The sequence below is a fragment of the Streptomyces anthophorae genome, from assembly GCF_049310305.1.
Lineage (GTDB): Bacteria > Actinomycetota > Actinomycetes > Streptomycetales > Streptomycetaceae > Streptomyces.
The window spans coordinates 6,596,870-6,610,580 of the sequence record NZ_JBLWQQ010000001.1 but is presented as its reverse complement, the minus strand read 5'-3'; the positions used below and the strand labels follow the sequence as shown (position 1 = coordinate 6,610,580).

Annotated in this window: 11 protein-coding genes, 1 tRNA gene and 1 pseudogene; 5 read left to right on the top strand and 8 right to left on the bottom strand. The window is 68.7% G+C overall.

Annotation, left to right across the window (positions count from 1 at the left end):
• Window positions 1–18: 18 nt before the first annotated feature.
• Window positions 19–675 (bottom strand): ANTAR domain-containing response regulator, encoded by a 657-nt coding sequence (locus ACNYS0_RS29975; protein WP_266720737.1) that lies wholly within the window; start codon window positions 673–675, stop codon window positions 19–21.
• A 107-nt stretch (window positions 676–782) separates the two neighbouring features.
• On the opposite strand from ACNYS0_RS29975, the gene ACNYS0_RS29970 reads away from it, so the two are divergent.
• A tRNA-Leu gene (locus ACNYS0_RS29970) sits at window positions 783–856 on the top strand.
• A 106-nt stretch (window positions 857–962) separates the two neighbouring features.
• Window positions 963–1,745, top strand: a complete 783-nt coding sequence (locus ACNYS0_RS29965) for a transcriptional regulator (RefSeq protein WP_422477899.1) — start codon at window positions 963–965, stop codon at window positions 1,743–1,745.
• Window positions 1,746–1,755: 10 nt separating this feature from the next.
• Here ACNYS0_RS29965 and pyk read toward each other — a convergent pair whose 3' ends face one another.
• Complete coding sequence (gene pyk / locus ACNYS0_RS29960; RefSeq protein ID WP_422477897.1) at window positions 1,756–3,192, bottom strand: pyruvate kinase; 1,437 nt, start codon at window positions 3,190–3,192, stop codon at window positions 1,756–1,758.
• 155 nt (window positions 3,193–3,347) lie between these two features.
• Window positions 3,348–4,046 carry an SIMPL domain-containing protein gene (locus ACNYS0_RS29955; RefSeq protein ID WP_422477895.1) on the bottom strand — a complete coding sequence of 233 codons (699 nt, stop codon included), beginning with the start codon at window positions 4,044–4,046 and terminating at the stop codon, window positions 3,348–3,350.
• Window positions 4,047–4,159: 113 nt separating this feature from the next.
• On the opposite strand from ACNYS0_RS29955, the gene ACNYS0_RS29950 reads away from it, so the two are divergent.
• Complete coding sequence (locus ACNYS0_RS29950; protein WP_422477893.1) at window positions 4,160–5,968, top strand: bifunctional metallophosphatase/5'-nucleotidase; 1,809 nt, start codon at window positions 4,160–4,162, stop codon at window positions 5,966–5,968.
• 43 nt (window positions 5,969–6,011) lie between these two features.
• Here ACNYS0_RS29950 and ACNYS0_RS29945 read toward each other — a convergent pair whose 3' ends face one another.
• Both ACNYS0_RS29945 and ACNYS0_RS29940 read right to left on the bottom strand, forming a co-directional pair.
• Complete coding sequence (locus ACNYS0_RS29945; RefSeq protein WP_422477891.1) at window positions 6,012–7,454, bottom strand: lysine N(6)-hydroxylase/L-ornithine N(5)-oxygenase family protein; 1,443 nt, start codon at window positions 7,452–7,454, stop codon at window positions 6,012–6,014.
• Window positions 7,451–8,959, bottom strand: a complete 1,509-nt coding sequence (locus tag ACNYS0_RS29940) for a pyridoxal phosphate-dependent decarboxylase family protein (RefSeq protein ID WP_422477889.1) — start codon at window positions 8,957–8,959, stop codon at window positions 7,451–7,453. The genes ACNYS0_RS29945 and ACNYS0_RS29940 overlap by 4 nt, the downstream gene beginning before the upstream one ends.
• A 113-nt stretch (window positions 8,960–9,072) precedes the next feature.
• Between ACNYS0_RS29940 and ACNYS0_RS29935 the strand changes: the two are divergent.
• Window positions 9,073–9,305: pseudogene (locus tag ACNYS0_RS29935) on the top strand (IS5/IS1182 family transposase); the annotation flags it as partial.
• 217 nt (window positions 9,306–9,522) lie between these two features.
• Here ACNYS0_RS29935 and ACNYS0_RS29930 read toward each other — a convergent pair.
• The gene (locus tag ACNYS0_RS29930) at window positions 9,523–9,837 is read right to left on the bottom strand and encodes a DUF1330 domain-containing protein (RefSeq protein ID WP_422477887.1); all 315 of its coding nucleotides are present in this window, start codon (window positions 9,835–9,837) and stop codon (window positions 9,523–9,525) included.
• A gap of 74 nt (window positions 9,838–9,911) precedes the next feature.
• Here ACNYS0_RS29930 and ACNYS0_RS29925 point away from each other — a divergent pair, with 74 nt between their 5' ends.
• Entirely contained in the window at window positions 9,912–10,634 is a 723-nt protein-coding gene (locus ACNYS0_RS29925; RefSeq protein ID WP_422477885.1) for a TetR/AcrR family transcriptional regulator, read from the top strand.
• Between the two features lie 102 nt (window positions 10,635–10,736).
• Here the strand turns inward: ACNYS0_RS29925 and pepN are convergent, their stop codons facing one another.
• Both pepN and ACNYS0_RS29915 read right to left on the bottom strand, forming a co-directional pair.
• Window positions 10,737–13,226 carry an aminopeptidase N gene (gene pepN, locus ACNYS0_RS29920; protein WP_422477883.1) on the bottom strand — a complete coding sequence of 830 codons (2,490 nt, stop codon included), beginning with the start codon at window positions 13,224–13,226 and terminating at the stop codon, window positions 10,737–10,739.
• A gap of 152 nt (window positions 13,227–13,378) precedes the next feature.
• Window positions 13,379–13,711, bottom strand: a complete 333-nt coding sequence (locus tag ACNYS0_RS29915) for a chorismate mutase (protein WP_422477881.1) — start codon at window positions 13,709–13,711, stop codon at window positions 13,379–13,381.

Here is a 13,711-nt window from a genome sequence, read left to right as displayed (position 1 = left end):
ATTGGCATCAGCCGGGTCTCAGCCCTTCGACGCCTTCTTCTCCTCGGCGTCCTGAATGACCGCCTCGGCAACCTGCTGCATCGAAAGACGACGGTCCATCGACGTCTTCTGAATCCAACGGAACGCCGCCGGCTCCGTCAGCCCGTACTCCGTCTGAAGCACCGACTTCGCCCGGTCCACCAGCTTCCGCGTCTCCAGGCGCTGCGTAAGGTCCGCGACCTCGTTCTCCAGCGTCTTCAGCTCCGTGAACCGGGACACGGCCATCTCGATGGCCGGAACGACATCGCTCTTGCTGAACGGCTTCACGAGGTACGCCATCGCGCCGGCGTCGCGCGCACGCTCCACCAGGTCGCGCTGCGAGAACGCGGTCAGCATCAGAACCGGGGCGATCGACTCACCGGCGATCTTCTCCGCCGCGCTGATGCCGTCCATCTTCGGCATCTTCACGTCGAGGATCACCAGGTCGGGCTTGTGCTCGCGGGCCAGCTCGACGGCCTGCTCGCCGTCGCCGGCCTCGCCCACGACGGAGTAGCCCTCTTCCTCGAGCATCTCTTTGAGGTCGAGGCGGATGAGGGCCTCGTCCTCGGCGATGACGACGCGGGTCGTCAGCGGCGGGACGTGCGACTTGTCGTCGTCGACTGCGTCTACGGGCTCGGGCGTCTCGGGGGCGGTCACGGGGGCGCTCCTTGGTTAAGCAGGGCGGGGGTACTGCTGACAAGAGCCTACCTAGCTGCGGTAAGGTGGGTGAGCAGCGGGTCGAGGGTTTCCTTCGATTCGCAGGAGCTCCGGTAGCCCAATCGGCAGAGGCCATCGTCTCAAACACGATCCAGTGTGGGTTCGAGTCCCACCCGGGGCACTTTTCCTTCGATTCGAAGGTCGCCACCCTGAAGCGGATGCTCACGTTCTCGTGAACATCCGCTCTTTGCTGCGTGTCGCGGACCGTCGGCACGCAGAGTGCCCACATGTACGACATGGGTACACGCAAGCGAGCACTGGCGCTGGTCGCGCAGGGACGCAGCCTCAACTCGGTGAGCAAGGAGACGGGCGTCTCCAGAGCCGCACTCCGCGCCTGGCAGACACGCATCGAGCCGCTCCCCCGCATGCTGCCCCAGGCCGTGCCGTGTGTCCGCTGCGGACCGGAGCCCGAGCTGCCTGCCGACACGGCGGCGTACAGCTACCTGCTGGGGCTCTACCTCGGCGACGGCTGCATCAGCGCCGGGGCGCGCTCCGGCTACTTCCTCCGGATCGCCTGCGCCGACGCCTACCCCGGCCTCATCGAGCTGTGCGCCACCGCCATGCGGTCCATCAACCCGAGCGGCAAGTGCGCCCGGGTCCAGGCCATCGGATACACCTCCGTCGTCGGCTACAGCCGACACTGGCCCTGTCTCTTCCCACAGCACGGGCCCGGCAAGAAGCACGAGCGCAAGATCACCCTCGCCCCCTGGCAGCAGGAGATCGTCGACGCCCACCCGTGGGAGTTCGTCCGGGGACTCGTCCACTCCGACGGATGCCGGGTCACGAACTGGACGACCCGGATCATCGACGGAGAGCGCAAGCGGTACGAGTACCCGCGGTACTTCTTCACCAACACGTCCGCCGACATCATCCGGCTTTACACCGACACCCTCGACCGGCTCGACGTCGAGTGGAAGACGCTCAACCAGAGCCGGGCCGCGGTCACCATCTCGGTCGCCCGAAAGGGCTCAGTAGTCTTCATGGACGCCCACATCGGCCCCAAGTACTGACCGGGCACCCCTACTTCGGGCTGTCGTCCTCGCCGATGTGGTGGATGCGGACCAGGTTCGTGGAGCCCGCCACACCCGGAGGTGAGCCCGCCGTGATGACGACGACGTCACCCTTCTTGCAGCGGCCGATCTTCAGGAGTTGTTCGTCGACCTGCGCGACCATCGCGTCGGTGGAGTCGACGTGCGGCCCCAGGAACGTCTCCACGCCCCACGTGAGGTTGAGCTGCGAGCGCGTCGCCGCCTCCGGGGTGAAGGCCAGGAGCGGGATCGGCGAGCGGTAGCGGGAGAGCCGGCGGACGGTGTCGCCGGACTGCGTGAAGGCGACGAGGAACTTGGCTCCGAGGAAGTCGCCCATTTCGGCTGCCGCGCGGGCGACCGCGCCGCCCTGGGTGCGGGGCTTGTTGCGTTCGGTGAGCGGCGGGAGGCCCTTGGCGAGGATGTCCTCTTCCGCCGCTTCGACGATGCGGCCCATGACCTTGACCGTTTCGATGGCGTATTTGCCGACGCTGGTTTCACCGGAAAGCATGACGGCGTCGGTGCCGTCGATGACGGCGTTCGCCACATCGCTCGCCTCCGCCCTCGTGGGGCGGGAGTTGTCGATCATCGAGTCGAGCATTTGGGTCGCGACGATGACGGGCTTCGCATTGCGCTTGGCGAGTTTGATGGCGCGCTTTTGGACGATCGGGACTTGTTCGAGGGGCATTTCGACGCCGAGGTCGCCGCGGGCGACCATGATGCCGTCGAATGCGGCGACGATGTCGTCGATGTTGTCGACGGCCTGGGGCTTTTCGACCTTGGCGATGACGGGGAGGTGGCGGCCTTCTTCTTGCATGATGCGGTGGACGTCTTCGATGTCGCGGCCGCTGCGGACGAAGGAGAGCGCGATGACGTCGGCGCCGGTGCGCAGGGCCCAGCGGAGGTCTTCCTGGTCCTTGTCGCTGAGGGCGGGGACGGAGACGGCGACGCCGGGGAGGTTGAGGCCCTTGTGGTCGGAGACCATGCCGCCTTCGATGACGCGGGTGCGGACGCGGGGTCCGTCGACTCCGGTGACTTCGAGGGTGACTTTGCCGTCGTCGACGAGGATGCGTTCGCCGGTGGTGACGTCTTCGGCGAGGCCGTCGTAGGTGGTGCCGCAGGTCTGGCGGTCGCCTTGGATTCCGCTTTCGACGGTGATGGTGAACTCGTCGCCGCGTTCGAGTAGTACGGGTCCTTCGCTGAATCGGCCGAGTCGGATCTTCGGGCCTTGAAGGTCGGCGAGGATTCCGACGCTGCGGCCGGTCTCGTCGGAGGCCTTTCGCACGCGCTGGTAGCGCTCCTCGTGTTCGGCGTAGGTGCCGTGGCTGAGGTTGAAGCGGGCTACGTCCATTCCGGCTTCGACGAGTGCCTTGATCTGCTCGTACGAGTCGGTGGCGGGGCCCAGGGTGCAGACGATCTTTGCTCGGCGCATGCTTTCGACCCTAGACCTTACCGACGGGTAGAGAATTGGTCGGTCATGACTACTCAACAACCTTTACGTGAAGGGCTATTGACAAGGGTTGAATTTGGGCGACACTGCGCTCTGATGAGCGGCTGGGTGGGTCGGCCTGCGGCTCACCGTGTGGGTCAGAGCGTCGGTGGGTGCATCGTAAAGCGTGCGTTGACCTCGGCTCGTACGCGCTGGCGTTGGGGTTCGAGGTCGAGGGCGGGGGCGGGTTCCGCGTCGGCGCCGGCGAAGGCGGCCATGCGCATGGCGCCGGGCGGGGGCATGGGGCGGTCGGCCATGGGGTTGTCGGCGCCGATGTCGGCGATTTCGATGAGGGCGGCGAGGGTGGTGCCGAGGGCTTCGGCGTATTCGCGGGCGCGCTGGACGGCTTCGCGGACGGCCTGTTGGCGGGCTTGGGCGTGGACGGGTGAGGTGGGTCGCAGGGACCACCAGGGGCCGTCGACGCTGGTGAGGTCGAGGTCGGCGAGGCGGGTGGTGAGTTCGCCGAGTGCGGTGAAGTCGGTGAGGTCGGCGGTGATGTGGACGCGGCCGTGGTAGGTGCGGATGCGTTCGCCGCGGCCGCGTTTGGTGAGTTCGGGGGTGATGGAGAGGGCGCCGGTGGCGGTTTTGTCGATGGCGTCGCCGTAGCCCTTGATGAGGTCGAGTACGTGGGTGTTGCGGCGGGTGAGGTCTTCGAGGGCGGTGCGGCGGTCGGTGCCGCGGGCGGCGACGGTGATGCCGATGCGGGCGATCTCGGGTTCGGCTTCGATGTGGGCCTCGCCGCGGACCGCGATCCGGGGGGCTTCGGGGGTGGCGGTGTGATGGGGGTCGTTGGTCATGGGCCCACCTTGTCATCATCGAAACGAAACCTCGTGAGGCTGTTGCGAGTTGGGGTTGGTGAGCAAGAATCTACGCGCGTCGCTATGGCGTACACGTAGACGAGGAGACGTCGATGTCGTTGGACCGTAGATCCTTTCTCGCCAGTTCGGCCGCGTCCGGTGCCGGGGTGGCCCTGACGGGTGCGGTGGCCGCGCCCGCTTCCGCGGCGGGGGCGAAGCCGAGGAACCGGCCGAAGAAGCGGTACGCGTTCACCGTGATGGGGACGACGGATCTGCACGGTCATGTCTTCAACTGGGACTACTTCAAGAACGCGGACTACGCGGACGCGGCGGGCAACGCGCAGGGCCTGGCGCGGGTGTCGACGCTGGTGGATCAGGTGCGCGAGGAGAAGGGCCGGGGGAACACCCTGCTCATCGACGCGGGGGACACGATTCAGGGGACCCCCCTGACGTACTACTACGCGAAGGTCGATCCGATCACGGCGGCCGGTGGTCCGGTACATCCGATGGCGCGGGCGATGAACGCGATCGGGTACGACGCGGTGGCGCTGGGCAATCACGAGTTCAATTACGGCATCGAGACGCTGCGGAAGTTCGAGTCGCAGTGCGAGTTTCCGCTCCTTGGCGCGAACGCGGTGGACGCGAAGACGGAGAGGCCGGCGTTTCCTCCGTACTTCATGAAGCGGCTGCGCACCCCGCACGGCAAGGACGTGAAGGTGGCGGTCCTGGGTCTGACGAATCCGGGGATCGCGATCTGGGACAAGGCGTATGTGCAGGGTGTGTTGAAGTTTCCCGGGCTTGAGGAGCAGGCGGCGAAGTGGGTGCCGAAGCTGCGGTCGATGGGCGCGGACGTGGTGATCGTGTCGGCGCATTCGGGGGCGTCGGGGCAGTCTTCGTACGGGGATCAGGTGCCGTACGTGGAGAACGCGGCGGCGAATGTCGCGAGGCTGGTGCCGGGGGTCGACGCGATCCTCGTGGGGCACGCGCACGTCGAGATCGAGCAGCAGTTGGTGACGAACGAGGAGACGGGCAAGGCGATCGTGCTGTCCGAACCGCTCTGTTATGCGGAGCGGTTGACGTTGTTCGACTTCGACCTGGTGTGGGAGAGGGGTCGTTGGGTCGTCGAGTCGGTGAAGGCGTCGCTGCGGAACACGAATGCGGTGGCGGACGATCCGGAGATCTCGAAGCTGCTCGGGGAGCAGCACGAGGTGGTGGTGGCGTATGTCAATCAGGTCGTGGGGACGGCGAAGCAGACGCTGACGACGGTTGATGCCCGCTACAAGGATGCGCCGATCATCGATTTGATCAACAAGGTGCAGACGGATGTGGTGGCGAAGGCCTTGGAGGGCACGGAGTACGCGAAGCTGCCGGTGCTTTCGCAGGCGTCGCCGTTCTCGCGTACGTCGGAGATTCCCGCGGGTGATGTGACGATCCGGGATCTGTCGAGCTTGTATGTGTACGACAACACGCTGGTGGCGAAGGCGATGACGGGTGCGCAGGTGCGGGCGTATCTGGAGTACTCGGCGGAGTATTTCGTGCGGACGGCGGCGGGCGCCGCGGTGGATGTGGACAAGCTGACGAACGCGGGCAATCGGCCGGACTACAACTACGACTATGTGTCGGGGTTGTCGTACGACATCGACATCGCGCAGGCGGCGGGTGCGCGGATCAAGAACCTGAAGTTCGAGGGGAAGGATCTGGACGACTCGGCGCAGTTCGTGTTCGCGGTGAACAACTATCGGGCGAACGGTGGTGGCGCGTTCCCGCATGTGGCGGCGGCGAAGGAGCTGTGGTCGGAGTCGACGGAGATCCGGACGCGGATCGCGGAGTGGGTGACGGCGAAGGGCGTCCTCGATCCGGCCGATTTCGCTTCGGTGGACTGGCGGTTGACGCGGGAGGGAACGCCGGTCTTCGCGTCGTGACTCTGTCGTGAGTCCGTCGTGATTCCTGGGGCCCCGGGTGGGTTCAGTCCTGGAGTTTGACCATGGTGCCGCGCTCTCCTGTCTGTTGTCCGGGCAGGGGGGCGCGGTGGTCGTTTCCGGCGAGGCCGAAGGTGGTGAAGGCGGTGCGTCGGGGCTGTGGGTAGGGGTTCTTTCCGGTCAGTGAGTTGAGGATGGTGGCGCTGCGCCAGGCTGCGAGTCCGAGGTCGGGGGCGCCGACGCCGTGGGTGTGGCGTTCGGCGTTCTGTACGTAGACGGAGCCTTGGACGCGGTCGTCGAGGACGAGGCGGAACCGGTCGTCGATGGTGGGGCGTTCGGACTGGTCGCGGCGCAGGTAGGGGTCGAGTCCGGTGAGCATGCCGCTGAGGGGGCGTTCTTTGTAGCCGGTGGCGAGGACGACGGCGTCGGTGGTGAGGCGGGAGCGGGTGCCCTGTTGGCGGTGTTCGAGGTGGAGTTCGACCTTGGTTCCGGCGACGCGGCCCGCGGTGCGGACGCTGACGCCGGGGGTGAGGGTGGCGTCGGGCCAGCCGCCGTTCAGGGTGCGCTGGTAGAGCTCTTCGTGGATGGCGGCGATGGTGTCGGCGTCGATGCCTTTGTGGAGTTGCCACTGTGCGGGGACGAGGCGGTCGCGTTCGGCTTCGGGGAGGTGGTGGAAGTAGTGGCTGTAGTCGGGGGTGAAGTGTTCGAGGCCGAGTTTGCTGTATTCCATGGGGGCGAACGCTTCGCTGCGGGCGAGCCAGGTGATCTTTTCGCGGCCTGCGGGGCGGGCGCGGAGCAGGTCGAGGAAGATTTCGGCGCCTGATTGGCCGCTGCCGATGACGGTGATGTGGTCGGCGGCGAGCAGGCGTGCGCGGTGGGTGAGGTAGTCGGCGGAGTGGACGACGGGTACGGCGGGTGCGTCGGCGAGTGGTTTGAGGGGTTCGGGGACGTAGGGGGCGGTGCCGACGCCGATGGCGACGTTCTTGGTGTAGGTGCGGCCGAGGGCTTCGGCTTCGCCTTCGGCGTCGAGTTGGGTGAAGTCGACTTCGAAGAGGGCTCGTTCGGTGTTCCAGCGGACGGCGTCGACCTGGTGGGAGAAGTGGAGTCCGGGGAGGTTTTCGCTGACCCAGCGGCAGTAGGCGTCGTATTCGGCGCGCTGGATGTGGAAGCGCTCGGCGAAGTAGAAGGGGAAGAGGCGTTCGCGGGTCTTGAGGTAGTTGAGGAACGTCCAGTGGCTGGTGGGGTCGGCGAGGGTCACCAGGTCGGCGAGGAAGGGGACTTGGAGGGTGGCGCCTTCGATGAGGAGGCCGGGGTGCCAGTGGAAGTCGGGGCGTTGTTCGTAGAAGGCGGTGTCGAGTTCGGTGAGGGGGTGGGCGAGGGCGGCGAGGGAGAGGTTGAAGGGGCCGATGCCGATGCCGACGAGGTCGCGGGGTTCCTCGGTGGGCGGGGTGGCGGGCTTGGGGGTGGGCCCGGCGGGGGCGGCTGTCATCGGGGCGTGTGTCCTTCCACCAGTTCCAGGAGGGCGGTGAGGTCTTCGGGGGTGGCGTGCGGGTTGAGCAGGGTGGCTTTGAGGTGGAGCTGTCCGTCCATGCGGGCGCGGCCGAGGACGGCGCGGCCCTCGGTGAGCAGGGTGCGGCGGATCGCGGCGATGCGCTCGTCGGTGGCGCCGGTGGGCCTGAAGAGGACGGTGGTGAGGGTGGGGGTGTCGTACAGCTCGAAGCGCGGGTGTGCGTCGATGAGTCGTGCCAGGTGGTGGGCGAGGGCGGTGACCTGGTCGACGAGGGCGGCGAGTCCGGTGCGGCCGAGGGCTTTGAAGGTGACGGCCGTTTTGAGGACGTCGGGGCGGCGGGTGGTGCGCAGGGAGCGGCCGAGGAGGTCGGGCAGCCCGGCTTCGGTGTCGTCGTCGGCGTTGAGGTAGTCGGCCTGGTGGGCGAGGGCGGTGGTCTCGCTGGTGTCGCGGACGGCGAGGATGCCGGCGGCGACGGGTTGCCAGCCCAGTTTGTGCAGGTCGAGGGCGACGGTGTGGGCGCGGGCGAGGCCGTGGAGTTTGGGGGCCTCGCGGGGGCTGAAGAGGGCGCCTGCGCCGTAGGCGGCGTCGATGTGGAGGCGGGCGCCGTGCCGTTCGCAGAGGTCGGCGATCTCGGGGAGCGGGTCGATGAGTCCGGCGTCGGTGGTGCCCGCGGTGGCGGCGACGAGTTTGGGGCCGGGGAGCGCGGTGAGCGCTTCGTCGAGGGCGGCGGGGTCGAGGGTGCCGGCGGGGGCGGGCACGATGACGGGTTCGGGCAGGCCGAGGAGCCAGGCGGCGCGGGTGAGGCTGTGGTGGGCGTTGGCCCCGACGAGGAGGTGGACGGGTTCGCCGGGGGCGGCGGCCTCCGCGGCTTCCCGGGCGAGGAGGACGGCGAGTTGGTTGGCTTCGGTGCCGCCGGTGGTGACGAGGGCGTCGGGGGTGGGGGGTTGGGAGTGGGGGCTTTGGGTGTGGGCGTGGGGGCGGTGGAGGGCGTGGGGGTCTTGGGTGTGGGCGTCCTGGGTGTGGGGGGCGTCGGCGCCGTGGGGGCGGTGGAGGGCGTGGGGGCCGTAGACCTCGTGGGCGAGGGTGGTGGTGACGAGGGCTTCGAGGGCGGAGGCGGCGGGGGCCTGGTCCCAGGAGTCCATGGAGGGGTTGAGGGCACTCGCGGCGAGGTCGGCGGCGGTGGCGACGGCGAGCGGCGGGCAGTGCAGGTGGGCCGCGCAGAGCGGGTCGGCGGGGTCCGCGGCGCCTTCGGCGAGGGCGGTGACGAGGGTGCGTAGCGCGTCTTCCGCGCCTGTGCCGTGCGTGGGCAGCAACTCTCCTACGTCGTGGTGGAGTTGCGCCGTGACGGCCTCGGGGCCGCCGGCCGGGAGGGGGCCGCCTCGGTGGGCGGCACCTTTGTGCAGAGCGTCGAGGACGGTGGCGAGCAACGGCCGCAGAGCGTCGGGGCCTTGGGTACCTCCGGCGAGGGGCGGCGTGCTGCGCATACGGGTCCTTTGCGTGGTTGGCGTACGTGATGCATCAGCTTGCCTTTTGCCTGCTGATGCGTCCGCCGTACCGGGGAAGCTGACCCGAAAGTGGTAGGGGCGGGGGTGGGTGGGGGCGGTCCTGTGCTAAGCCCCTCCGGGGGGCGGGTTTGGTGGGAGCGGTGGTCGGACGCACCCGGAGTCACCTGCGCAGACGCCAGATCAAGCCACGATCCCCGAGCCGGGGGACCAACGGGCCAACCACCGGCGCCGCGGCGGCCAAGGCGGTCGGCCCACGGGGTTCGAGAAGCGGGCGTACGTCTTTCACGGAACGGTCACCGTGGCGGCGATCCACCTATGGCTCCGCCCGGAGTGGAAGGCCCCGGCATCAGCTTGTCCTCGGCGCCCCCCGTGCTTCGGCGTCGGTCAACTGGAGGAAGGGGGTCGTCAGCGGCAACAAGGTCAACGTGTCCATGCCGGCGTCGGCGGACCGTCTCTCCATCTCGGCACAGCGAGGATCGACCATCTCGTCGAACTCGACGCGCCAGGCCCCTGATCAGCTCGTACGACCCATCGGACAGGTCCTAGGCCGGGAGGGAGAAGCCCTCAGGCGGTGCTCCCTCGACGAACAGCATGCCCACCCGGACCTTGTCCCCCCGTATCTCCCGGGCCCGCCGGTACTCGGGGGAGTCGTACCACTCCCGGATCCGGTCCATGTCGGGAAACTCGATGACCACGAACCGGGAGGAGTCCCAGTTGCCTTCGACGGGCTCGGGCGTGGGTCCCGCGACGAGGTAATGGCCACCGTGGCTGAGGATGGACTGCTGGGCCACGGGTGCGTAGGCCAAGCCGGCCTCCTCGTCGAGTACATCGGCGTTGACGATGACGTAAGCGGGCATGAGATTCCCGTCTTTTGGACACGGCGTGTACTAATGTCACGGCGAAGACTATCGCACCCCTGTAGCCTTTCGAGGTGAGCATCGACGAAGGCGAACACGTCCCGGGCGTGATGAGCCGCAGGGAGCGGCTGCGGATCGAGACAACCCGGGAGATCAAGGCCATCGCACTGCGGCAGATGGCGGAAGGAGGGCCCGGAGCGATCTCACTGCGTGGCATCGCCCGCGAGATGGGGATGACCGCCCGCGCGATCTACAGCTACTTCCCCACCCGGGACGACCTGATCACGGCACTGATCAGCGGGATCGGCACCTCGCTCGCGGAGGCGGTGGAAACGGCCAGCAACGCCGTGCCCGACACCGACCCCGGCGGCAAGCTGCTGGCATGGGGGCAGGCCCTGAGGGAATGGGCGTTGGCGCACCCGGAGAGCTTCCGGCTCTTCTACGGCCGCCCCGTCCCCGGCTACCAGGCCCCCGAGGCCGGGCCGGTGGACCAGACGGCACGTCGCGTGTGCCGTGAGCTCACCCGCCTGGTGGCCGCCGCATGGCCCCACGCCCGGGACCACCAGCCCGAGGACACCTCCTGGTCCGACCTTCACCCGGATTACGTCGCGAAGATCCAGGACGACCTCCCGGACGTGCCGCCCGCCGCGGCAGCGCTCGCGCTGCGCGTCTGGGGCCGGATGCATGGCCTGGTGGCCCTGGAGATCGACGGCCACATCCACCCTGTCGCGGGCAACCCGGCCGCCCTGCATCGCGCTGAAATGCTCGACTTGGTCCGGTCACTGGGCCTGGACTAGGTTCCATCCCCGGCGATCAGGCGACCGCCTTGCAGCGGCCGCCGGAGCCCGCGCCACGCCGGAACGGAACGAGCGGCACCACGTCGTTCCGACGCCCCCGGTCTACGCCTCGCGGACCCGCAACGCGCGGCGGAGGTCGTCGAGTTGGTCGGCGAGTTTGCGGTGCAGGGCGGGGGTGGCCGCCGCCACGTGCTGGTCGCCCACGCGGAGCGTCTCCGGGTCGATGGCGTACACGGGGAACGCGTGGCGGCCCGCCGCCTCGGCGATCGCGGGGCCGCGGCGGGCGGCGAGTTCGATGGCGTCGGTGAAGTAGCGGGGGACGTAGCCCCGCAGGAGGTCGGTCTGTTCGGGCTGCCAGAAGCCTTGGGCGGTGGCGGCGAAGAGGTAGTTGGAGAGGTCGTCGTCGGGGTTCGTCGTGAACATCGCGGCCCAGGCCTCCGCCTTGGTCTGCGGGTCGGGCAGGGACGCGCGGCAGCGGGCGGCGCCCTCCTGTCCCGTGGCGCTGGGGTCGTGGGCGAGTTCGGCCTCGATGACGGCTTCGTCGACGGCGCCGAGGACACTGAGCCGGCCCAGGATGCGCCAGCGCAGTTCGGGGTCGAGTTCGGGTCCGCCGGGAACGGCCCCGGAGTCGTACCAGTCGCGGATGACGTCGGCGTGCCGGGCGGCGTCGATGAGGTGGCGTACGGCGGTGAGGCGGAGCCCGGGGTGGCTGCCGTCCTCGGTGCGGCGGACGAAGTCCTCGCACAGGGCGGTGATGAGGTCGAGGGCCTCGGGTCGGTCGGCGGGGTGGGTGTACCGGTCGGCGACCTGGGTGTGCGCGAAAGCGAGGACGCCCTGGACGAGGGCGAGGTCGCTCTCCTCGGGGAGGTGGGCGGCGACGGCCTCCAGGTAGGTGGCGGGTGCGAGGGCGCCGTCGCGGACCATGTCGCGCAGTGTGTTCCACACGACGGTGCGGGTGAGGGCGTCGGGGATGCCGGCGAGGCCGCGCAGGGCGGCTTCCTCGGATGCGGCGTCGAGGCGGATCTTGGCGTAGGTGAGGTCCTGGTCGTTGGGGACGATCAGGGCGGGGCGCGGGCCGTTGAACGTCAACTCCCGCTCGTTGAAGGGGACTTCCGCGTCGAGGCGTTCGCGCAGGACGAATCCGTGGGCGCCGGCGGGGGCGTGATCGTACAGGCCGATCGCGATGCGGTGGGGGCGGCTGCCCTCGCGGTCGACGGTGAGTGTCCAGGTGCCGTCGTCCTCGGTGACCGAGGTGGTGAGGGTGTCGACTCCGGTGGTGCGCAGCCAGCTGTCGGCCCAGGCGTGGACGTCGCGTTCGGTGCCGGAGGCGAGGGATTCGATGAAGTCGGCGAGGGTGGCGTTGCCGAACTTGTGGCGTTTGAAGTGGGTGTTGATGCCGGCGAGGAAGTCCTTCTCGCCGAGCCAGGTGACGAGCTGGCGCAGCGCGGAGGCGCCCTTGGCGTAGGAGATCCCGTCGAAGTTGAGGAGCGCGGAGGCCGTGTCGGGCACGGATTCGGGGGCGACGGGGTGGGTGGAGGGCCGCTGGTCGGCGTCGTATCCCCAGGTTTTGCGGGCGACGCCGAAGTCGATCCAGGTGTCGGTGTACCGGGTGGCCTCGGTGAGGGTCTGGTAGCCCATGTATTCGGCGAACGACTCGTTGAGCCAGATGTCGTCCCACCACTTGAGGGTGACGAGGTCGCCGAACCACATGTGGGCCATCTCGTGGGCGATGACCATGGCGCGGGTCTGGCGCTCGGTGTCGGTGACGGCGGAGCGGTAGACGAATTCGTCGCGGAAGGTGACGAGTCCTGGGTTCTCCATGGCGCCGGCGTTGAACTCGGGGACGAACGCCTGGTCGTAGGAGTCGAAGGGGTAGGGCTCCTCGAACTTCTCGTGGTAGCGGTCGAAGCACGCGCGCGTGGCGTCGAGGATTTCGTCGGCGTCGGCGTCGAGGTACGGGGCGAGGGAGCGGCGGCAGTGCAGGCCGAAGGGGAGGCCGCGGTGTTCGGTGCGGATGGAGTGCCAGGGGCCCGCGGCGACGGCGACGAGGTAGGTGGACAGGAGGGGGGTGGTGGCGGCGCGCCACGTGCCCTCCCCCAGGTGTTCGGTGACGCCGTTGGCGAGGACGGTCCAGCCTTCGGGTGCGGTGACGGTGAGGTCGAAGCGCGCCTTCAGGTCGGGCTGGTCGAAGGCGGCGAAGACGCGCTGGACGTCTTCCATGAACAGCTGCGTGTACGTGTACGTCTCGCCGTCGGTGGGGTCGGTGAAGCGGTGCATGCCCTCGCCGGTGTGCGAGTAGCGCATGGAGGCGTCGATGCGCAGCTCGTGGGGGCCTTCGGTGAGGCCGGTGAGGGGGAGCCGGTTGTCGGCGAGGGCGGCGGGGTCGAGGGGCTGCCCGTCGAGGGTGGCGGAGCGCAGGTCGGCGGGCTTGACCTCGACGAAGGTGTCACCCGCGGTGTGCGCGGTGAACCGGATGACGGTGCGGGAGTCGAAGGTGTCGTCGCCGACGGTGAGGTCGAGGGCGACGGTGTATCGCTCGACGTCGATGAGCTGGGCTCGGGTCTGCGCTTCGCTGCGTGTCAGTACGGGCATGCGGTCATGCTGCCGCATGCCACCGACATCGGGACAGGGTGGATCTTGTTGCGGCCTGCCGGGGTTGCGGTCGCGGGGCTCTGCCCCGGGCCCCGCGCCTCAATCGCCGGCGGGGCTTGATCGGCTCACCCGCCGCAGGGGCTCAATGTGGATCAGCGCTTGGTGTCCTCTGCGATCTGCTCGTGGTGGCGGATTACCTCGCTGATGATGAAGTTGAGGAACTTTTCCGCGAAGGCCGGGTCGAGTTTGGCGTTTTCCGCGAGTTGGCGGAGGCGTTCGATCTGGCGGGATTCGCGGGCCGGGTCCGCCGGGGGGAGGTCGTGTTCGGCCTTGAGGTGGCCGACCTGCTGGGTGCACTTGAAGCGCTCGGCGAGCATGTGGACGACGGCGGCGTCGATGTTGTCGATGCTGTCGCGCAGGCGGGCGAGCTCGGCGCGGACGGCCGGGTCTGCTGCCGGCTTGTCGTTGGGCTTGCTGGTGGTCAT

Bases quoted from the DNA above. Each gene is read 5' to 3' on its own strand.
- ACNYS0_RS29965 (WP_422477899.1), top strand. From the start codon at position 963: ATGTACGACATGGGTACACGCAAGCGAGCACTGGCGCTGGTCGCGCAG.
- ACNYS0_RS29940 (WP_422477889.1), bottom strand. From the start codon at position 8,959: ATGCGCAGCACGCCGCCCCTCGCCGGAGGTACCCAAGGCCCCGACGCT.
- pyk (WP_422477897.1), bottom strand. From the start codon at position 3,192: ATGCGCCGAGCAAAGATCGTCTGCACCCTGGGCCCCGCCACCGACTCG.
- pepN (WP_422477883.1), bottom strand. From the start codon at position 13,226: ATGCCCGTACTGACACGCAGCGAAGCGCAGACCCGAGCCCAGCTCATC.
- ACNYS0_RS29945 (WP_422477891.1), bottom strand. From the start codon at position 7,454: ATGACAGCCGCCCCCGCCGGGCCCACCCCCAAGCCCGCCACCCCGCCC.
- ACNYS0_RS29930 (WP_422477887.1), bottom strand. From the start codon at position 9,837: ATGCCCGCTTACGTCATCGTCAACGCCGATGTACTCGACGAGGAGGCC.
- ACNYS0_RS29955 (WP_422477895.1), bottom strand. From the start codon at position 4,046: ATGACCAACGACCCCCATCACACCGCCACCCCCGAAGCCCCCCGGATC.
- ACNYS0_RS29915 (WP_422477881.1), bottom strand. From the start codon at position 13,711: ATGACCACCAGCAAGCCCAACGACAAGCCGGCAGCAGACCCGGCCGTC.
- ACNYS0_RS29950 (WP_422477893.1), top strand. From the start codon at position 4,160: ATGTCGTTGGACCGTAGATCCTTTCTCGCCAGTTCGGCCGCGTCCGGT.